This is a genomic window from Staphylococcus sp. LKG3-1 (assembly GCF_048568385.1).
GTDB classification, from domain to species: Bacteria; Bacillota; Bacilli; order Staphylococcales; family Staphylococcaceae; genus Staphylococcus; species Staphylococcus saprophyticus.
This window is the reverse complement of sequence record NZ_CP183796.1, coordinates 499,687-520,950: the sequence shown is the minus strand read 5'-3', so window position 1 is coordinate 520,950 and position 21,264 is coordinate 499,687. Positions and strand designations below refer to the sequence as shown.

18 protein-coding genes, 1 pseudogene and 1 riboswitch are annotated in these 21,264 nt (G+C 32.9%); of the genes and pseudogenes, 8 read left to right on the top strand and 11 right to left on the bottom strand.

Annotated features, from left to right (window positions below; translation table 11 throughout):
- Nucleotide 1 precedes the first annotated feature (1 nt).
- The 9 genes from ACM595_RS02455 to ACM595_RS02415 all read right to left on the bottom strand — a co-directional run bounded on the left by ACM595_RS02455 (nucleotide 2) and on the right by ACM595_RS02415 (nucleotide 10,203).
- Entirely contained in the window at nucleotides 2–1,075 is a 1,074-nt protein-coding gene (locus tag ACM595_RS02455) for an alanine racemase (RefSeq protein ID WP_069821982.1), read from the bottom strand.
- Complete coding sequence (locus ACM595_RS02450; RefSeq protein ID WP_041080545.1) at nucleotides 1,072–2,229, bottom strand: M20 metallopeptidase family protein; 1,158 nt, start codon at nucleotides 2,227–2,229, stop codon at nucleotides 1,072–1,074. The genes ACM595_RS02455 and ACM595_RS02450 overlap by 4 nt, the downstream gene beginning before the upstream one ends.
- A gap of 278 nt (nucleotides 2,230–2,507) precedes the next feature.
- Complete coding sequence (gene dapD / locus ACM595_RS02445; RefSeq protein ID WP_069837999.1) at nucleotides 2,508–3,227, bottom strand: 2,3,4,5-tetrahydropyridine-2,6-dicarboxylate N-acetyltransferase; 720 nt, start codon at nucleotides 3,225–3,227, stop codon at nucleotides 2,508–2,510.
- 22 nt (nucleotides 3,228–3,249) lie between these two features.
- Nucleotides 3,250–3,972, bottom strand: a complete 723-nt coding sequence (gene dapB, locus ACM595_RS02440) for a 4-hydroxy-tetrahydrodipicolinate reductase (RefSeq protein WP_002483323.1) — start codon at nucleotides 3,970–3,972, stop codon at nucleotides 3,250–3,252.
- Nucleotides 3,969–4,856 carry a 4-hydroxy-tetrahydrodipicolinate synthase gene (dapA, locus tag ACM595_RS02435; RefSeq protein WP_002483324.1) on the bottom strand — a complete coding sequence of 296 codons (888 nt, stop codon included), beginning with the start codon at nucleotides 4,854–4,856 and terminating at the stop codon, nucleotides 3,969–3,971. Before dapA ends, dapB begins: the two co-directional genes overlap by 4 nt.
- A 1-nt stretch (nucleotide 4,857) precedes the next feature.
- Nucleotides 4,858–5,847, bottom strand: a complete 990-nt coding sequence (locus ACM595_RS02430) for an aspartate-semialdehyde dehydrogenase (protein ID WP_002483325.1) — start codon at nucleotides 5,845–5,847, stop codon at nucleotides 4,858–4,860.
- 50 nt (nucleotides 5,848–5,897) lie between these two features.
- Complete coding sequence (locus ACM595_RS02425) at nucleotides 5,898–7,106, bottom strand: aspartate kinase (RefSeq protein ID WP_164548945.1); 1,209 nt, start codon at nucleotides 7,104–7,106, stop codon at nucleotides 5,898–5,900.
- Between the two features lie 82 nt (nucleotides 7,107–7,188).
- A riboswitch (Lysine riboswitch) is annotated at nucleotides 7,189–7,367 on the bottom strand.
- A gap of 180 nt (nucleotides 7,368–7,547) precedes the next feature.
- Entirely contained in the window at nucleotides 7,548–8,378 is an 831-nt protein-coding gene (locus ACM595_RS02420) for an aldo/keto reductase (protein WP_002483327.1), read from the bottom strand.
- 220 nt (nucleotides 8,379–8,598) lie between these two features.
- Nucleotides 8,599–10,203, bottom strand: coding sequence for an ABC-F family ATP-binding cassette domain-containing protein (locus tag ACM595_RS02415; RefSeq protein WP_002483328.1), 1,605 nt, complete (start codon nucleotides 10,201–10,203; stop codon nucleotides 8,599–8,601).
- A 144-nt stretch (nucleotides 10,204–10,347) separates the two neighbouring features.
- Here ACM595_RS02415 and cvfB point away from each other — a divergent pair, with 144 nt between their 5' ends.
- The 6 genes from cvfB (at nucleotide 10,348) to phoU (ending at nucleotide 16,243) form a co-directional block, all read left to right on the top strand.
- The gene (gene cvfB, locus ACM595_RS02410) at nucleotides 10,348–11,247 is read left to right on the top strand and encodes an RNA-binding virulence regulatory protein CvfB (protein WP_069821978.1); all 900 of its coding nucleotides are present in this window, start codon (nucleotides 10,348–10,350) and stop codon (nucleotides 11,245–11,247) included.
- 417 nt (nucleotides 11,248–11,664) lie between these two features.
- Entirely contained in the window at nucleotides 11,665–12,624 is a 960-nt protein-coding gene (locus tag ACM595_RS02405) for a PstS family phosphate ABC transporter substrate-binding protein (protein WP_002483330.1), read from the top strand.
- A 128-nt stretch (nucleotides 12,625–12,752) separates the two neighbouring features.
- Entirely contained in the window at nucleotides 12,753–13,682 is a 930-nt protein-coding gene (gene pstC, locus ACM595_RS02400) for a phosphate ABC transporter permease subunit PstC (protein WP_115338537.1), read from the top strand.
- 1 nt (nucleotide 13,683) lies between these two features.
- Nucleotides 13,684–14,601 carry a phosphate ABC transporter permease PstA gene (gene pstA / locus ACM595_RS02395; protein ID WP_011303140.1) on the top strand — a complete coding sequence of 306 codons (918 nt, stop codon included), beginning with the start codon at nucleotides 13,684–13,686 and terminating at the stop codon, nucleotides 14,599–14,601.
- 108 nt (nucleotides 14,602–14,709) lie between these two features.
- Entirely contained in the window at nucleotides 14,710–15,585 is an 876-nt protein-coding gene (pstB, locus tag ACM595_RS02390) for a phosphate ABC transporter ATP-binding protein PstB (RefSeq protein ID WP_011303141.1), read from the top strand.
- A gap of 7 nt (nucleotides 15,586–15,592) precedes the next feature.
- Nucleotides 15,593–16,243, top strand: coding sequence for a phosphate signaling complex protein PhoU (gene phoU / locus ACM595_RS02385; protein WP_002483334.1), 651 nt, complete (start codon nucleotides 15,593–15,595; stop codon nucleotides 16,241–16,243).
- Between the two features lie 54 nt (nucleotides 16,244–16,297).
- Here the strand turns inward: phoU and pepF are convergent, their stop codons facing one another.
- Nucleotides 16,298–18,109, bottom strand: coding sequence for an oligoendopeptidase F (gene pepF, locus ACM595_RS02380; RefSeq protein WP_115338538.1), 1,812 nt, complete (start codon nucleotides 18,107–18,109; stop codon nucleotides 16,298–16,300).
- 249 nt (nucleotides 18,110–18,358) lie between these two features.
- Between pepF and ACM595_RS02375 the strand changes: the two genes are divergently transcribed.
- Entirely contained in the window at nucleotides 18,359–18,709 is a 351-nt protein-coding gene (locus tag ACM595_RS02375) for a membrane protein (protein WP_011303144.1), read from the top strand.
- Between the two features lie 76 nt (nucleotides 18,710–18,785).
- Here ACM595_RS02375 and ACM595_RS02370 read toward each other — a convergent pair.
- Nucleotides 18,786–19,792, bottom strand: a pseudogene (locus tag ACM595_RS02370) (siderophore ABC transporter substrate-binding protein).
- Nucleotides 19,793–20,715: 923 nt separating this feature from the next.
- Between ACM595_RS02370 and ACM595_RS02365 the strand changes: the two are divergent.
- Nucleotides 20,716–21,237 (top strand): HdeD family acid-resistance protein, encoded by a 522-nt coding sequence (locus tag ACM595_RS02365; protein ID WP_041080531.1) that lies wholly within the window; start codon nucleotides 20,716–20,718, stop codon nucleotides 21,235–21,237.
- Nucleotides 21,238–21,264: the final 27 nt, after the last annotated feature.

The window sequence follows — 21,264 nt, the reverse complement described above, 5'->3', positions numbered from 1 at the left end:
TTTATCTATACTCCTTTATTAATGAGTCGTGATTCATTGCACTTAATTGTTCTGAATTAGCGCCAACGCCTTTAAAAGTAAATTCATCGACACGTATATGGTTATTATATAGTATCACTTCATCTTGTGCATTGACACTGTCATCAACTTCTACAAACATATGACTCATCATAAGCGCACGAATAGGGTAGCGCTTATGATTTATCAAAGCCTCATGTTGTGCTCTTGCTTTGAGTATACCATCACCATAACCAACATCAACGACTGCCAATTTTGTGTTATTTTTTGTCGCTTCAAAAGCAAAACTGTAACCACAAAATTCTCCCGCATTGACTTCACGCACTTGTATGACATTACCTTTAACTGTTAGCGATTGCTGTATGTCTGATTCATTGATTGTACTATAGGGTCTAGAACCATACAATGCAATACCAATACGCGCATGCGTATGGTTAGGTAATACACCTTGCTCACGATAGTAGCTTGCACTATTCTGTGCATGTATCATCTCAAATTCATATCCTTCATCAAGTAGCGTATCTACAATCTCTAACCACGCGGCACGCTCTATATTATAATCTGGAACATCAAATTCATCTGCGTATCCAAAATGCGTCCACAAACCACTAATGTGCATTTTATGTTCATTTTTATTCTGATTATGATGGTGAATGACTTCTTTAATTTCATCAAGTGTCTTTAAACCTGAACGATGTAATAAATTTTCATATTCCAAGTGAACTTGTATGTCATATAATTCGTTAATATTTTCATAATAAAAAGAAAGGGAAGGCAAAGTCATTTGAATCTGATTCTCACGTATCTTATCAAATTCATAAACTGCATTCATCAAAAATATAGTAGCATTTGGCGCTAATTTGCGAATTCGAATTGCTTCTTTAAGTGATGTGGTACTAAATGTATTTATCCCTATATCTAAAAACTGTTCTACTGCAAATTCAAGTCCATAATGGTACGCATTATTTTTTACTACTGCCATTATTTGGTTATCTTGTTTAACATTTTTAGCGTTTTCTTTAAATAATTGTCGGTTTACTGACCATGTGGCTGTCATTGCGATTGTACCTCACTATAAGATTTGAGTATTTGTTCATAGTAATCTGCAATACGTATTAATATAGATTCATTAAAGTTTAAATGAGAAGTGTGTAAACCAGTCACGTATCCTTTTGCTTCATCTCGAACTCCAACAAATACAAAATAGCTTGGTGCAATTTGACTATAGAAACTAAAGTCTTCACCAAATAAGTAAGGTGTAGGTTTATCAATCACTTCAAACTCAGCATTTACTAATCCATTTTCAACATGTTTGCGTAATTGAGGATCATTAAAAGTAGGAGGGTAACCTTCTTCAAATTTCACTTCACACTCGACATTAAATAATAATTTAACGCTTTCGCTAATTTTCGTCATTTGCTGTTTTACAATCTCTAAATCTTTCACATCATATGTTCTAATAGTACCTTCTAAATAGCCGTTACTTGGAACCGTATTTATGGCTTCACCAGCTTCAAAATGTCCCATATGGACAATGTTTCGTTTCAATCCATTTAAATGATATTGCTGTATCTGTCCTACTTGAGTCAATACATGTTGTAATGCCTCACCGCATGAATGCCCTTGCTCTTTATCAGCAACATGACTTGAAAGACCATGCAAATAGAATCTATACTCTGTAGCACTTGCTGTAATTTCTTCATCTCTAATCACAACACGGCCTTCATTTTCAAATGGCATGACATGTATACCAAAAACTGCTTCAATAGGATATTTTTCAAATGCACCAGCACGTATTAAACGATTCGCGCCACCTCCAGTTTCTTCTGCAGGTTGAAATATGAAGACGATATTTTGAGGAAGTTCGCCCTTATCAGCTAAATTTTTACATCGTTTAACAAATAGCATAAGGGCAGTTGTATGGCCATCATGTCCACAAGCATGCATAACATGATCTACTTCACTTCGGTAGGATACGTCATTTTCTTCGTAAATCGGTAATGCATCTATATCAGCACGATATGCAATCGTATGTGTACTATTTCCAGATAAATAGGCGATAACGCCTGTATCTAATGGACGCTCATATGGCACACCTAAATCATCTAAAAAATGCGCAATATACTTTGTTGTTTCATATTCATGTAAACTTAATTCTGGATGCTTATGTAAATAACGTCTATGTTCTGTTACAAATTCCAACTCAGTCATCGATATCAAATCCTTTAAATTATTATATTAATTACACTAAATAAGCATAATTGTTAGTTTGCTATGTATTATGTATTTAATTTATAAAAATAGGAGGATAGACAAACTTATCGAAACAAAGCGTAGTTTAACACTTAGCAATAGATAAGGGGAGACATCATAGTAAAATAAATATTGTCTCGTCTAAACCTCCTATATTCAACAAAATAATTCCGTATCATTTTGTGTAAAATACATACGGTAATATATAACTTGTATAAGTTTATATCCTTAGTACTCTAGTCGTTTAATTTTCTTAGTGCCGAAACGATTTCACGTTTTGAATCTTCGACTTCAGTTGTTTGTTTAATCACTTTTGCTGGCGTACCAGCTACAACTGCGCCTGCGGGTACATCTTGAGTAACAATGGCACCAGCAGCGACAATGGCACCGGCACCGACACGCACACCTTCAAGAATGACTGCATTAGCACCAATAAGTACGTCATCTTCAATAATAACAGGTGAAGCACTTGGTGGTTCGATTACACCAGCTAAAACTGAACCAGCACCGACATGTACATTTTTACCTGTTGTAGCACGTCCGCCTAATGTAGCATTCATATCAACCATTGTGCCTTCTCCAACAACAGCACCAATATTAATTGTTGCACCCATCATGATTACAGCACCATCTTCAATAATGGCTTGTTCACGAATAAATGCACCAGGTTCAATACGTGCATTCGTATTTGTTAAATCTTTCAATGGAATAGCTGAGTTGCGTCGATCCATTTCAACTTCAATTTCATCAATAACTGATTGATTAGACTCATAAAATGGTTTCCAATCATCTGCTTCACAAAAAATAACTTTGGAATCAGATGAACCAAATACTTTAAAATCACTTGGGAAAGTAATGTTTTCAAAATCACCATTGATGTAGACTTTTAATGGTGTAGATTTTTTTGCATCACTTATATATTGAATAATTTCTTCTGCCGTTAAATGTTGTATCATAATTAAATTCGCTCCTTAGGGTTTATAAGTTATCAAATGTATAATAACCATTTTTATTTTGTACTAGTTTTTCTGCTGCGCCAATCGCACCGTTGGCAAATATATCTTTAGATTGTGCGCGGTGTGTAATTTCAATTGTTTCATCCGTACCTGCAAAAAGCACATCATGTTCTCCAACAATCGTGCCGCCACGAATAGAATGAATACCTATTTCATCTTGGGTACGTTTTTCAGTCGTTTCATGTCTATCATATACAGGCGTTGTAGTCTCACGTAAAGACTCAATAACATCATATAATTTCACTAATGTACCACTCGGTGCATCAACTTTTTTATTATGATGTGCTTCTGTAAGTTCAATATCAAAATCTTGCAAGAGCGGTACAGCTGCTTCTAAGATTTTTGTAAGTGCATGTACACCATAACTCATATTCGCACTGAAAAACACTGGCATATCTGTACTCAACGCTTTTAATTTATCTATGATTTGTTCTTTCTCACCCGTTGTAGCAATGACAACTGGTAAATTAAAGTCTTCTTCTAATAATGGTAAGAGTAGTTCAGGATTTGAAAAGTCAATAGCAACATCCGCTTCTGTAGCCTCTGAAATATGTTCAAAAGTAGGGTAGGGATAGTGCTTTTCACTGTTTCTCACAATAACCCCAACGATTTCGTGATTTTTCTCTTCTGCTAACCTTGCTACGCGTTGATTCATAGCACCATATCCAATTAATAAAATCTTCATGAATTTCCACCTGCTTTAAATTGTTCGTAAGCTTGTTCTAATTTTTGGCGATCACTGTCTTCAAGTGTAACAAGTGGTAAGCGTACTTCATAGTTACCAAATCCTTCAACTGCTGTTAATGCTTTTACAGGAATAGGGTTAACATCTACTGCTAACGCATCTAATAACGTTTGAATAGGCTGGAATTGAGACTGTATGTTTTCGTCATTTTGTTTTGCATCATATAAAGATTGGAAAGCATTTGGAATAACATTGGCAACCACCGAGATAACACCGTGACCACCTTGATTGAAATAATCAACAATATTATCGTCGTTGCCACTATATAAAGCAAACTCATCTAAATTAAGGCGTTGTTTTAAGTCTTCTAAGTAATCAAAATCATTTGTCGCATCTTTTAATGCAACGATATACTCATTTTCACTTAAAGTTTCCACTGTTTCTGCATCGATTGTCATATTAGTACGTGACGGTACATTATATAATACAACAGGCAATTTCACTGCATCTGCAATTGTTGTAAAGTGGGCAATTAAACCTCTTTGATTTGTCTTGTTATAGTATGGTGTAATAAGCATAATCGCATCAGCACCAATTTCTCTTGCACGCACAGAAGCTTGAATAGACTTTTGAGTATTATTCGTACCAGTACCTGCAATGACAGGCACACGACCATCAACAACATTGACAACGACTTCTAAAATTTGATCCTTCTCTTCATCAGTTAATGTTGGATTCTCAGCTGTAGTACCATTGACTACGATTGATTTGGCATTATTATCTAGTAAATATTTCACATGTCTTCTCAATGCATCAAAGTCAACTTCATTGTGTGTAAATGGCGTTGCTAGTGCAACACCTACACCTTCAAATATATGTCCCATATTATTTTACTCCTTTCAAGCTCATAACTTGTTCAAGTATTTGTACTGCATTTAATGCTGCACCTTTTAATAAGTTGTCAGAAGTACACCATACATGGAAAGTATTGTCTAAGCTATCGTCACGACGAATGCGTCCAACAAAGATTTCATCTCTACCAGTTGAATGAATTGCTAATGGATATTCATTGTTTTGAGGATTATCTACAAGTACAACACGATCATCTTTTTCAAATAACTCTTGAATGGCTGAAACTGTTGCTTCTTTTTCTAATGTTACACTCATGTGTACACTATGACTGTCTTGTACAGGTACACGGACGCAAGTAGCTGTTACCTTTAAATGATCATCTTGTAAAATTTTACGTGTTTCATCAATCATTTTTTGTTCTTCTTTTGTATACCCATCTTCGAGAAAAGTATCTATATGTGGTAACACATTATTATAAATAGGGTGAGGGTATGCCTCTGGCGCTTTACCATTTGCTCCTTCAGCTAAATCTTGTTTACCTTTCACTCCTGAACCAGATACTGCTTGATAAGTTGTATATGCAACACGTTTTAATCCAAATGCTTCTTGTAATGGTTTAAGTGGCACGACAGATTGAATCGTAGAACAGTTTGGATTGGCAATGATTTTTCTATCTAATTTAGGTTCATTCACTTCTGGTACTATTAAATCAATACCTTCAGTCATTCTCCATTGACTAGAGTTGTCAATCACGATAGCTCCTGCTTGTTCGAAAATAGGGGAATAATGTTCACTTGTACTACCACCCGCACTCATTAATACATAATCAAAAGGTTCGCTAGCTGCTTCATCAGTCAATTCACGTACTGTGTATGTTTTACCTTGAAATTCAATTTGTTCTCCCGCTGATCGCGCTGAAGAGAATAATACTAACTCATCAAAGGCAATGCCTTTTCTATCTACTGTTTCTAACATTTTTCTTCCTACTAATCCTGTTGCACCTGCAATAGCTAATCTAGTCATATACAAAACACTCCATTTTTTATTAGTTGATTTTAAAAAGTTTTGAAAATTCAGATATCAAAAGCTTGATATAAAGTCTGTACAGCACGTTCACCGTTTTCAGCATCGATGACACATGAAATACTAATTTCCGATGTTGTCGTTTGATAAAATGAGATATCATTTTCAATTAAAGTAATAAATGCTTTTGAAGCTACACCAGACATATCTCTCATACCTGAACCTATTAAAGAAATTTTAACGTATTCTTCATTAATTCTGAAGTCCAAGGCACTAAAGTCTTCTTTTAAAGTTTCCAGTATAGATGAAATTTGTGCAACATCCGTATCTTTAATTGTAAAAGACATTTGTAAGCCTTCTAAATTAACAATTTGAGATATCATATCTACATTTACAGAACCATCTTCTAATTGACTGAATAATTTTGTGAGTAATTTATTATCTGGTAAGGGGTAACTAATTGTAACATGCATCATATGTGTATCTAATGCAACACCTGTGACGGCTTTCTTTTCTAAAATTTCTGTTTGTGGCATAATCCATGTTCCTTTCACATTTGATAAAGTTCTACCTAAATATAGGGGAATGTTATAATTATTTGCTAATTCAACACTTCTTGTTTCTAATACGCCTGCACCTAAAGCACTCATTTCCATCATTTCTTCATACGATACATAATCGAGTCGCTTCGCATCTTTATATAGGCGAGGATCTGTAGCATAAACACCATCCACATCTGTATAAATTTCACAAGGCGTATGATTACTCGCAGCTAATGCAACAGCAGTCGTATCAGAACCTCCACGTCCTAAAGTCGTTACTTCTAAATCATCATTAACACCTTGGAAACCAGCCACAACAAGCACGTCATTTTCTTCAAATGCTTGTTCAAATGTTTCAGGATTAATTTCAGCTATACGACTTTTCAAATGGTGCCCAACCGTTTTGATACCAGCTTGATAACCTGTCATAGCTTTAGCTCGAACGCCAATGTCATTCAAAACCATCGATAAGTATGAAACGGTTTGTTGTTCACCAGTTGTGAGTAATAGCGCTAATTCTTGATCCTTTGGACTAGTGGTTAATGTAGATACATTTGCCATTAACTCATCGGTCGTTTTACCCATAGCACTTACTACGACAATAAGTTGTTCTCCTTGTGCAATTCTCAAACTTAACATCTCAGCTATATTTTTAATTTTAGTAAAATCACTAACTGAAGAACCACCAAATTTCAAAACACTTCTTTCCAAATTCATATCCTCCTCGTTGAATAGGGGAGAATCACAGTTATATAAAAAAAGAACAAGTCCGAAATGCGAACCTGTTCTATATTATATATACAAGTGATGCACTCCATTATCTTAAAATAATGACAGACTCTTAGCTCTTAACCATAAAGTCCAACATGTTATAAGCTGCTATTATAACCGTTTCGGCATCTCACCCTTTCAAAATTAGCTGCTAGCAGTCAGATTCTTCTAATCTTTACTAATGATTGATGCGCCTCATCAAAACCTTATTAAATTTTTGTTTATGTTTCACATTATACATAGGCTTACATGTACTGTAAACCGCTTTTCTTTAATTTTTTAAATTTACTGAAAAATATGACATTTAAGGAGTGTTTTTTACCTCAAGAGTGTAAAATGATATCTTTTTGAGGTGTTGCTTTTTTAAAACACAAAATGATGATTCTTTTAAAATTCCTCGTACGATGCCGGATCTTGACCTTTTAGTCGGCCATCTTGCTGTGTCAGACTATTAATTTTATCAATATCTTGTTGTTCTAAAGTAAAATCAAATATATCTTTATTTTGAATTTGTCGCGCAATCGATGTTGATTTAGGAATAGGGACAATACCATTTTGTACATGCCATTTTAAAATGATTTGAGGGATTGTTTTATTATATTTTTCTGCTATAACAGCAATATCTTTATCCTTAATCACCTCAGATGCACGACCTAAAGGACTCCAGGCTTGTGTAATGATGCCTTTTTGATTATGATATTCAATCATGTCCTGCTGATTAAAATAGGGATGCAGTTCAATTTGATTAACTACAGGCAACACACCTGTTTCTTTTTCTAAATTTTCAATATGTTCTGGTAAGAAATTACAAACACCAATAGATTTTATCAAGCCAGCTTTTTGCGCATCTATCATTGCTTGCCATGCTTCTACATACTTGCCTTGTTTAGGATTAGGCCAGTGGATTAAGTATAAATCTAAATACTCAACACCTAAACGATAGATTGATTCTTGAATCGCAACCATAGCTGCATCATAATCTTGATAACGACCTGGTAATTTTGAAGTAATGATAACTTGATCTCTTGTCACATGACTATTGTCAATCGCTTTGCCCACAGTACCTTCGTTTTCATAATTATATGCTGTATCTAACAAGCGATATCCTTGATTTAATGCATTCGTTATTGCGTGTGCACCATGCGCACCATTAAGCTTATATGTACCAAATCCAATTTGAGGTAATACTTGACCGTCAATCATATTTAAATTTTTCATTTAAACATTCCTCCTACAGTTAATTAATTATGATTATATAATTGTGAAAATGCTTTTTAAAGCAATCGGCCTATACCTCTTTTTAAAGTAGGGGAATGAAAAAACGTGACAAAAGTCTATTTTCAAAAATGTGATGTCATAACTACAATAATTAGGTGATGATATGAAAAAAGCGTCTAAAACATTTATTTATGTCTTAGACGCTTAAATATGATTACAATTATTTAGCTAATACACCAGTTTCTTCTAAATAGGCTTCATAAGAAATCTCTTTTGAAACTGCACCAGCAGGATTTAAATCAATAACACGGTTCGCGATTGTGTTAATAAATTCAAAATCATATGACGTAAAGATGATTGAACCTTTGAAGTTCTTTAATCCATCATTTACCGCAGTAATACTTTCTAAATCTAAATGGTTTGTCGGTTCGTCTAACAATAGCACGTTTGCACTTGATAGCATCATTTTACTTAGCATACAACGTACTTTTTCTCCACCTGAAAGCACACTTGCTTTTTTCTTAACTTCTTCACCACTAAATAGCATACGTCCTAAGAAGCCACGTAAGAATGTTTCAGTTTGTTCGTCTTCCGGTGCATACTGACGTAACCAATCTACTAGATTCATGTCTACACCTTCAAAGTAGTCAGAGTTATCTTTAGGGAAGTAACTACGTGAAGTTGTGACACCCCATCTTACTGAACCTTCATCTGGTTCCATCTCACCAGCTAAGATTTTCAATAATGTTGATTTAGCAAATTCACTATCTCCAATTAATACAGCTTTATCATTAGGATCCATTGTAAATGAAATATTGTCTAGAACTTTAACACCATCAATTGTTTTTGAAAGGTTTTCTACAAACAATAAGTCATTCCCAATTTCACGTTCTGGAGTGAATTTAACAAATGGGTAACGACGCGATGAAGGTTGAATATCATCGAGTTCGATTTTTTCAAGTTGTTTCTTACGACTTGTTGCTTGTTTTGATTTTGAAGCATTTGCAGAGAAACGCGCAACGAAATCTTGTAATTCTTTGATTTTTTCTTCTTTTTTCTTATTTTGATCTTGTGCCATTTTCATTGCTAATTCACTAGATTGATACCAAAAATCATAGTTACCAACGTAAACTTTAATTTTCCCATAATCTAAATCGGCAATGTGAGTACATACGTTATTTAAAAAGTGTCTGTCATGAGAAACTACAATAACTGTATTTTCAAAATTAATTAAGAAATCTTCTAACCAACTAATTGCAGGGATATCTAAACCATTGGTAGGCTCATCTAGTAGCAATACGTCTGGTTTACCAAAAAGACTTTGAGCCAATAAGACTTTAACTTTTTGATTATTTTCTAATTCTGACATTGTTTTATCTTGTAAATCTGCTTTTATACCAAGACCAGATAGTAGGGAACCAGCATCTGCTTCTGCATTCCATCCATCCATTTCTGCAAATTCGCCTTCTAATTCTGCTGCTCTAATACCATCTTCATCGCTGAAATCAGGTTTCATATAGATCTCATCTTTTTCTTTCATAACAGCATACAAACGTTCGTGACCTTTAATAACAACATCTATAACACGTTCATCTTCAAATGCAAAATGATCTTGTTTTAATACTGCTAAACGTTCATTTTTCCCCATTGAAACATGACCAGTTTGTGCATCTAATTCTCCAGATAAAATTTTCAAGAACGTTGATTTACCTGCACCATTTGCACCTATCAAACCATAGCAATTGCCATCTGTAAATTTAATATTTACATCTTCAAATAGCTTACGATCGCCAAATCGTAAACTTACATCAGTAACTTGTAACATGCATTTACTCCTTTTCGTTAATCTACCGCACAAATTATAACACACTTATCTTGCACTTTCGACCTTTCGCGCTAGACTGATGCTTGTTTTCCTATAGCATGTTATAATATAGAAGAATAAATTTTATGAACGAAGGAGAAAAGTATGGCCCAAGATGAAAAAGATATTGTAGGTTCAATAGAATTCCTTGAAGTTGTAGGTTTAGAAAGTTCCACTTACAAATTAAAAGGACCCAATGGTGAAGAAGTTAAATTAAACCAATCTGAAATTAATGATGAAGATGAATTACAAATAGGTGAAGAATATAGCTTTTTTGTATATCCTAATAGATCAGGTGCATTATTCGCTACTCAAAATATGCCTGACATTACTACGAATAAATATGATTTTGTAAAAGTTTTAAAAACTGATAGAGATGGTGCACACGTAGATGTTGGGTTACCACGAGAAGTACTGATTCCTTGGGAAGATCTTCCGAAAGTTAAAGATGTTTGGCCAGTACAAGGTGATGAACTATTTGTTACTTTACGTATCGACAGAGATAACAACATGTTTGCTCGATTAGCGACAGAAACAATCGTTGAACAAATGTATACACCTGTGTTCGATGACGAGAAGCAAAACCAAGTGATAGAAGCAAGACCTTATCGTTTACTAAGAATTGGCAGTTTCTTACTATCTAAAGATGGTTATAAAATATTCGTTCATGAAACAGAACGTAAAGAAGAACCTCGATTAGGTGAAAATGTTAGCGTTCGTATCATTGGTCATAATGAAAAAGGGGAACTAAATGGCTCATTCTTACCCTTAGCACATGAGCGATTAGATGATGATGGCCAACACATATTTGACTTATTAGTTGAATATGATGGGGAGTTACCTTTTTCAGACAAATCTAGTCCAGAAGCAATCAAAGAAATATTTAATATGAGTAAAGGCTCATTCAAGAGAGCAATAGGCCATCTTTATAAAAATAAAATTATCACGATCGAAAGTGGTAAAATTGCCTTAACCCAAAAAGGTTGGGCAAGAATCGAAAAATAGTTTCTTCTATTATAAAGCAGTGAACGATTGAATTAATGAAATTTAAATCACACTTCATTATTTAAGCACTTTATTACAATTGCTATTCATTGATTCAGTAAAACATCATACAGCAATCAATATTAAAACCTAAAAATACTACTTTTTTGTAGTTATTTTTAGGTTTTTTTGTATTTTAACATTACAAATTCAAAACTTCTGTAATATTAAAAGAGGAGTATAACGTTGATTTAAAGCGATTTTTGAACCAAAGTGATCACCTAACATTACAAATATAAATATTGTAAACAACAACAATAATTCCTTAACAAAACATTTACATTATCTATATTTGTATTTAATAAAAGGTGTGTAGTATAGAGACTGTAAGAAATACATATAACTTTTGGGTTATTCACTTATTAGGAGGATGTTTCAATGAAAAAATGGCAATTATTTGGTACTACAGCAATCGGTGCTTCACTTTTATTAGGTGCTTGTGGCGGCGGAGGTAACGCTGATTCAGGTAAAGGCGAAGGAGAAGTTAAAGGCGATGGCTCATCAACAGTAGGTCCAATCATTGAAAAACTTAACGAAAAATTTGCTAAAGATAATAAAGATGTAACAGTATCATCAGGTACTTCAGGTACAGGTGGGGGATTTGAAAAATTCATCTCAGGTAGCACTGATTTTTCAAATGCATCTAGACCAATAAAAGATGAAGAAAAGAAAAAATTGGATGACAAAGGTATTAAATACGATGAATTCAAAATTGCTCAAGACGGTGTAACAATCACAGTCAATAAAGATAATGATTTCGTTGACGAACTTACTAAAGAACAACTTAAAGAAATTTACTCAGGTAAAGCTAAAACTTGGAAAGATGTAAATCCAAAATGGCCATCTAAAGAGATTAAAGCTTACTCACCTGACCAATCACATGGTACTTACGATTTCTTCACTGAAGAAGTTATGGACAAAGGGGATATCAAAGCAGAGAAAAATGCTGATACAAATGTAATTGTACAATCTGTTCAAAAAAATGAACAAGGTATTGGTTACTTCGGTTATAACTTCTATGAACAAAATAAAGATAAATTAAAAGAAGTTAAAGTTAAAGATGATTCAGGTAAAACAACTGAACCAACTAAGAAAACTATCCAAGATGGTTCATATGCATTGAGTAGACCATTGTATATCTACACTAACGAGAAAAAATTAAAAGATAACAAAGGATTCCAAGACTTCATGAAATTTGTTCTTGAAGACAAAGGTAAATCAGCTGAAGATGCAGGATTTGTTGCATTACCTAAGAAAGACTACACAGAACAACAATCTAAATTAGATGACATCATTGGTAAAGATAGTAAAAAAGACGACGACAAAGACAGTAAATAATTATAGTAAGATCGTTTAGGGTTGGGATTCTGGAATGGGGCAAAGTTAGATTCGTACGCTACTTTGTCATTTTTCCAGACCCAACTTTTTTTAAATAATTGGGAATTTACAAGAAGGAAGGAATTCACATGGCGAATAATAATCTTTCCGTAAGTGAAATGATTGAAAAAAACAACGCTAAAAAGAATGGTACAAGCGATAAAATTGCACCGGTCATTTTAGGAATCATTGCAGTTTTTTCTATTTTAGCAACTATCGGAATTATCGTGACACTTTTAACTGAAACAATTACATTCTTTACACGAGTTTCATTTGCAGACTTTTTCCTAACAATGGACTGGAATCCATTTTCATCAACACCTAAATATGGTATTTTGGCATTGATTCTAGGTACATTGAAAATTACAGTTATCGCGACTATTGTAGCTGTACCAATTGGTTTAGGTGCTGCACTTTACTTAAGTGAATATGCTTCAAGTAGAGCAAGAAGCATTATCAAACCTATACTAGAAATCTTATCAGGTATTCCAACAATTGTATTTGGTTTCTTTGCACTTACATTCGTAACGCCTATACTACGTTCTGTCTTTCCAGAACTAGGTAGTTTCAACTCTATCAGTCCCGGAATTGTAGTAGGTGTCATGATTATACCTTTAATTTCAAGTATGAGTGAAGATGCTATGTCATCTGTACCAAATAAAATGCGCGAGGGTGCTTTAGGCTTAGGCGCTACTAAATTTGAAGTTGCAACTAAGGTTGTTTTACCTGCTGCAACATCAGGTATCATGGCTTCAATTGTATTAGCAATTTCTCGTGCAATCGGTGAAACGATGATTGTATCATTAGCTGCAGGTAGTACACCGTCTTCATCATTAGATTTAACAGGATCTATTCAAACAATGACTGGTTATATCGTGCAAGTAGCAACAGGTGATGCGACATTCGGTTCAGATATTTATTACAGTATTTATGCAGTAGGTTTTACATTATTCTTATTCACATTAATTATGAACTTAATTTCACATTGGATTACGAAACGTTTCAGAGAGGAGTATTAAAATGGCTGAAGTTAACAACAATAGTAAAGCACTTGTCGATCAAAACACCGTTGAAAAGAAACTCTCTGGGAGATTGTCGATAAATAAACTTAATAAGTGGGCATTCTTTGCATGTACAATGATCGGCTTACTCGTCTTAGCGGCATTAATTATTGATACTTTAATTAAAGGTGTTGGACATTTAACTCCTTCATTCTTTACGAGCTTCTCATCTTCAACACCATCAATGGCCGGCATCAAAGGCGCCTTGATTGGTACTGTATGGTTGATGATTACAATTATTCCTATTTCTATTATTTTAGGCGTAGGTACAGCAATTTATTTGGAAGAATATGCAAAAGATAATGCATTCACAAGTTTCATAAAAGTAAGTATCTCGAATTTAGCTGGTGTACCATCAGTCGTATTCGGTTTACTAGGCTTAACAATTTTTGTAAGAGGTATGGGTATCGAATCATTAGCACTAGGTAATTCCATATTAGCTGCCGCACTCACGATGTCACTGCTTATCTTACCAGTAATTATTGTTGCGAGTCAGGAAGCAATCAGAGCAGTACCTAATTCAGTAAGAGAAGCATCATATGGATTAGGTGGTAATAAATGGCAAACAATACGCCGTGTAGTCTTACCAGCTGCAATCCCTGGTATTTTAACTGGATTTATCTTGGCACTATCACGTGCGTTAGGTGAAACGGCACCTTTAATTCTAATTGGTATCCCGACAGTATTATTACAATTACCATCAAGTATCTTTGATCAGTTCCAAGCTTTACCAATGGCTATATACAACTGGGCGAAATTACCACAAGCAGAATTCCAAAACGTCGCATCAGCAGGCATTATCGTATTGCTCGTCATCTTATTATTGATGAACGCAATTGCTATTTTCTTAAGAAACAAATACAGTAAAAAATTCTAATCGTACTCAAATATAAAGTGTATTTAACCAAGGCTAGTCTACTGGGAATATACTATGGATATTAAATCTATAGTCTGGCTAGCCTTATATAAAAAAGGAGTTTTAATTATGGCTAATAAACAAATAATTGATAAAAATGATGACTTACAAGCACATACAGATCGCAATGATAAACCTATTGCAACAATTGAATCGAATCATAAAGAGAACAAAATTCCAGATAGTGAAAAGAAAATTGTCTATTCTACAAAAAATTTAGACTTATGGTATGGCGAGAATCACGCACTTAAAAATATTAACCTAGACATTCTAGAAAATAATGTCACTGCTATTATAGGACCATCAGGTTGTGGTAAATCAACATATATCAAGGCTTTAAACCGTATGGTAGAACTTGTACCATCTGTTAAAACTGCAGGTAAAATTTTATATCGTGATAAAAATATTTTTGACGACAAACATTCAGTAGAAAAATTAAGAACAAATGTAGGTATGGTATTCCAACAACCAAATCCATTCCCTAAATCAATTTACGATAATATTACGTATGGTCCAAAAATCCATGGCATTAAAAACAAAAAAGTTTTAGATGAAATTGTTGAAAAATCTTTACGTGGCGCTGCAATTTGGGATGAGTTAAAAGACCGCTTAGATACAAATGCCTATAGCTTATCAGGTGGTCAACAACAACGTGTATGTATTGCACGTACATTAGCAATTGAACCAGATGTTATTTTAATGGATGAGCCAACATCTGCATTAGATCCAATTTCAACATTAAAAGTTGAAGAATTAGTACAAGAATTAAAAGAAAAATATTCAATTATTATCGTTACACATAACATGCAACAAGCAGCACGTGTATCAGATAAAACAGCATTCTTCCTTAACGGCTATGTAAACGAATACGATGATACAGATAAAATCTTCTCTAATCCTTCTGATAAACAAACTGAAGATTATATCTCAGGTCGTTTCGGTTGATTAATCTATGGCTATAATCAGACAAAAATACGAAGGCCAACTCGATGATTTAATGAAAGATCTGCGTCGGCTTGGTCTTCATGTATATCATAATATTGAATTTGCATTAATGTCGTTAAGTGAAGAAGATAGAAACTATGCAAGAGAATCTATTGCAAAAGATAAAAATATTAATGAACTTGAAACTGAAATTAATGAAAAAGTTATTATGCTGATTACTAAACAGCAACCAATTGCTACTGATTTAAGATTGATGATGGCAGCATTAAAAATTGCTTCTGATTTTGAACGTATAGGAGATAACGCTGCTAATATTGCTGAAATTAGATTAAGAGCAAAGATTATAGATAAATATGTGCTAACAAGGCTCAACACAATGGGTAAATTAGCATTGTTAATGTTAAAAGATTTAAATGATGCGGTTAGAAACAATGATATCACACTTATTAAAGAAATCATTGAACGCGATGAGGATATTGATGATCTATATAAAAATATTGTTAACACTACCTATCTCATTGATAATGATCCTTTTGTTGCCGGACAAGCGCATCTAGCAGCACGTCATTTAGAACGCATCGGAGATCACATTACGAATATTGCTGAAAATATATATTTCTTTATTACTGGTAATCGTTACGAATCTTACAATAAATAACAAAGAAAAGCGCAGTGAGTGTGAAATTGATTTTCTACTCACTGCGCTTTTCTTTTATTGTTCTGCTTCAATTTCGTCTGTCAGCATTTCTAATTCGTCAACAAGCTTGCCAATATAACCAATGGTTGATTTCAATGGCGCATCTGTTCGAATATCAATACCTGCAATGTCAGCTAATTCAACTGGTGATTTACTGCCACCAGCTTTTAATGTTTCTAACCATGCATCGACGGCAGGTTGGCCTTCAGTTTGAATACGTTGTGACATAACTGTACCAATAGTTAATCCTGCAGAATAAGTATAAGAATATAACCCCATATAATAGTGTGGTTGTCTCATCCAAGTCAATTCTGTACCTTCAGTTAATTTCACACTATCTCCAAAAAATTGACTATAAACATCTAACATAATTTGATTTAACACAGGTGCTGTTAACGACTCACCATTGTCGACTTTTGTGTAAACTTCTCTTTGATAGGCTGCTTCTAGTAAATGTGTAACCATATTATGATAATACGTTCTAGAAATAATTGAACCAATTACCCAACGTTTAAACTTCGGATCATCACTATTTTTAAATAAATAGTTAGACATCAACATCTCATTCATTGTAGAAGGTGCTTCAACAAAATACATTGATGCTTCTGATTCCAAATAATTTTGGTGTTTTTGCGCTAATGTAAAATGGCCAGCATGACCCAACTCATGCGCTAAGACAAATGTTTCAGTCATTTTACCTGTCCAAGAAATAAATACATAAGAATGTGAAGCATAAGGACTTGCACAATAAGCGCCTGTATCTTTACCTTTGTTTTGTGCAAAATCAATCCATCTTTCTTCATATGCAGCTTCGACCATCTTCAAATAATCTTGTCCAAGTACATCTAATGCACCATAGATATATTGTTTTGAGTCCTCTATGGAAATCTCTGGCTCATAATTTGGATCAATAGATACTTTTAAATCTTCAAAGCCCATAACATCAAGACCGTGCACGCGTTTGATTAACTTAGCATATTTTTGCATAATAGGCGCTAAATCACTCATAATTACATCAATTTGTCGATCAAACATATCACGTGTAACTTCTTGGTCTTGTAATAAGTAATCAATAACCGACTCGTAGCCCCTTAAATCAGCTTCAATTTTTTCTTGTTGAACTTGTAAATTATAAGTTGCTGCTGTTGTATGCTGATATTTACGTAGCGCATCACTAAAATATTTAAAGCTTGTTTCTCTAAAACCTCTATCCGGATTATCTTCGTATTCATTTTCAAATGTTGCATAATCTAAAGGATAATTTTGATTATTGTGCTCAAATGATTCAAAGTCAATATCTAGCATTTTAGTTGTTCCATATAAATCAAAAGCACCGTCAAAAGTAGGGGATAAACTAGCTAAAACTTTTTCAACTTCTGGAGATAATTTATATGCTTTTTTAGCTTTAATTTTTGTTAAAAAATGTGGATATTGTGATGTTTTAATTAATTCATCTAATGTCGTATCTGAAAGTTCGATAATCTCTGAAACAACAAATGATAATTCACTTGCTATCTTTCCATAGGAAGTTGAAAATTTAGCACTCAATGTTTGTGCTTGTTCATTAGCCGTATCGACACTTAAATTCAATTCGGCGTAATTTGCCATTCTATCCAATTGAATTAATATATCAGAATATGCATTGAGTGCAACTTCAATCATTTCAGCATGATTCAAACGTTCTGTATATTGTTTATTAAATGCTTTGGCTGCTTCTAAAGTTTCATCTAACACTTGATAAAATGCTTCATCAGAACTAAATAATTCAGTAATATCCCAAGTTTCGTCTTTAGGGACATCACTTCTAAACTGTAATGTTCCAGTCATTTAATCACTCCTTCACATAATTTAGGTTTCATATTGATTATACATGAAAGACGATAACAAAGCACAATTGCAAGTTTAATTATCATTGAAACAGGGAAGGTAATTAGATGAAATGTATGGAATCTTTTGTCTTTAAAACAAAAGATTAGTACATACTACTATAGTCCGAATAAGATTGTGGTAAATTGTAGTATAATCTTAATCATTAAGTTAAAATTATAAACAAAAGATATGTAAGGAGTGCAACACATGACAATATTTGATATGCCTAATTATTTATGGATTTCAGTAGTTGCTGTGATATTAGTAACTATTTTCTGTAATCTAGCTTTAAATAAATGGTTTGTCCCAGCTGTATTAACAATCGTCGTATTAGGAATAGCTGCTTTCTTGATTCCTAATTTTGAAGATATTACATATGAACCATTATTAGGATTTGCGGCATTTATGGCTGTAATCAGTTTAATTATTAGTTTCTTAATTTGGTATTTCACACGCAATTGGAGACGAAGCCGTCGCGAGAAAAAAGCGAAAAAAGAAATTCGTAAACGTGGTGGTATTCCTAAAGATGAAATTGAGAACTATCGAGAAAAAAGATAGATATAATAAAAGCCATTGTAGTGGGTTACATTACAATGCCTTTTATTATTGCCACTAAATAGGATAGTGGGGAAGATTATTTAAATGCTTTCTGTATTTGTTCAAGTTGGTCGATGGTTAATTTGATACCACCTTCACCGAAAAACCAACTGTTTGCTTCAAATAATGTAACGTCATTATTTTTAATTGCCTTTGAATTTTTTATAACATCATTCTGTAACGCTTGCGGCATACTTTCACTTTTTACATTTCCATGTTTAGTTCGATCAATAACAAATAATTTGTCTGGATTCATTTCATTTAAATATTCATTTGAAATAAGTATACCACTTGAGTTCGGTTTCATTTTTTTATCAGCATGTTTAATGCCTAAATCTTCATTTAAAAAACCACCGAATCTACCAGTAGTACCATAGGTTTTTATACCTTTATCATCTACATTTAGAAATAATACAGATTCATTTTCAATTCTTTTTTTAGTTTCAGCAACCTTATCATCCAGTTCTGTAATTAATGCCTTTGTTTCTTTTTGCTTGTCAAAAATTTTACCTATATTTTCAGTATTTTTCTTAATTGAAGTTATGTAATCATCGTTTTGAGGACTAATAAAAACAATTTTAGCATTTGGTACAGCTTTTTTCATTTCTTCTAAAGTTTTAGTATGTGCTTGCCTGAAAGAAGCAAAAACAACATCTGGTTTAGATTTTGCTAATTTATCGTAATTAGGTTGACCTGGGTTGCCAATATTGTTGTATTGGCTGCTTTTAAATGCTTTTAGGCTGTCTGGTAAAATGAAGCACCTTGACCCTTAGCAATAGCAACGATATGGTCTTGCAATTTTAATTGTTGCATCACATCTAACACACCGTAATCCATTACTGCATCGCGTTTAGGATTAACCGGAACCTCTACAACTTCATGCTTAATTTCGCCTTTATTATGATCTTGATTTTTATCTTTAAACTCATAAGAAGTTTCAATTTTAACTGTTTCTTTAGATGCTTTATTACTTTGGGTATGACTACAAGCACCTAAAAATAAAAAGCAAAGGGCGGTTAATGCAATACATATAAACTTATTCATATACAATCTCTCCTTTAATATAAAAGTTAATTATACATTAATTGAAAATCATTATCAATTAGAGATTTTAGAAATACTAAATGATTGTGTGAAGTTCATAGCAATTTCGAATTAACATACCAATGCAATGATTAAGTCTAATGATCAAGTCTAATGATTAAGTCTACAGGAAATAACACATATGAGATTATCAATATACGTATAATTATCATATTAAAGAAAGTCAACGAGCAATAATGATTTAGCAAATTATAATCAAGCTAAAACAATGTGAAGCATATGTAATGTATTCATATTAGCATAGAAATTATATAGATAGTACAAGCATGTACTAAGAAAAAGGGTTCCGAAATTGGAAAATATCTCAATATACATAACTTCCTATAATATATATTATGTAAACTAAAATACAGAAAATATTTTTACTGGAAAATTATTATGCTTTCATAGCATTTAACCTTAACTTAGTAACTATAATGAATTACCTGATTTTTATACTTAATTGTTCTGTTTAATGTTTCGTATGATACACATGATTTTAAATTTGATTCTCACTTAAGTTATCTATTTGTAAATCATTTCTTTGTTATAGATAATTTCAACACTTGTTGTTATGACTACAAATGGCCATTTCATTTTAAGTTATTTATTTGCAATCACATGAACAAGTACCCACAATATCATTTTAAAATGCTCAGAAATGCAAATCTCAGCGCCTATGTTTAACGCTTACTAAAATAATTACTAAATAAGATATCCAATCGCTATCACAATCTCAGTAATCCTTAAATAAATGGTTTTTATTAAGTTCAAACTACATTATAGGTTTACATAATATAAATATGATAATCTTAAAAATTTTTAGTGTTCCTTTTCTTTTTTTGGGTATATACTGTTTAGAGAATATTTTAGGAGTGAAATTTATGCAACGATCTTCAGGTATTAAATGGTCAAGTTTGATCATTGGTGTTATTTTCTTAGTTATTGGCGTATTTATCGTTAGTTTTCCAGAAGAAAACTTATTTGCTATAACTTGGTTAATTGGTCTTTTATTTATTATTAATGGTTTTATAGAAATTTTCATCCGTCGTATAATGAAAAAAGCGACACAAAGGGGCTCCAAATTACTGATTATACTTGGTATAATTAATATAATCATCGGTTTGTTAATCCTATTTAATGTCGTAACGAGTACAACCTTTATTATTTATTTATTTGCTATTTGGTTTATTATTAATGCTATTTTCAATATATTCACCGTAACACCAGCTGAAAAGTCGAATAAAGCTTTCCATACTTTTTCAATTTTACTAAATGTAATTGAAATTGTTTTTGGTATTATTTTATTATTCAACCCGTTAATCGCTGCGGTAATTATTGCTATATTTATGTGTATTGTATTCTTTATCATAGGTATCACATATATTATTGATGCTTTGAATTAATTTAATATAGCAAATGAAATTTTATAT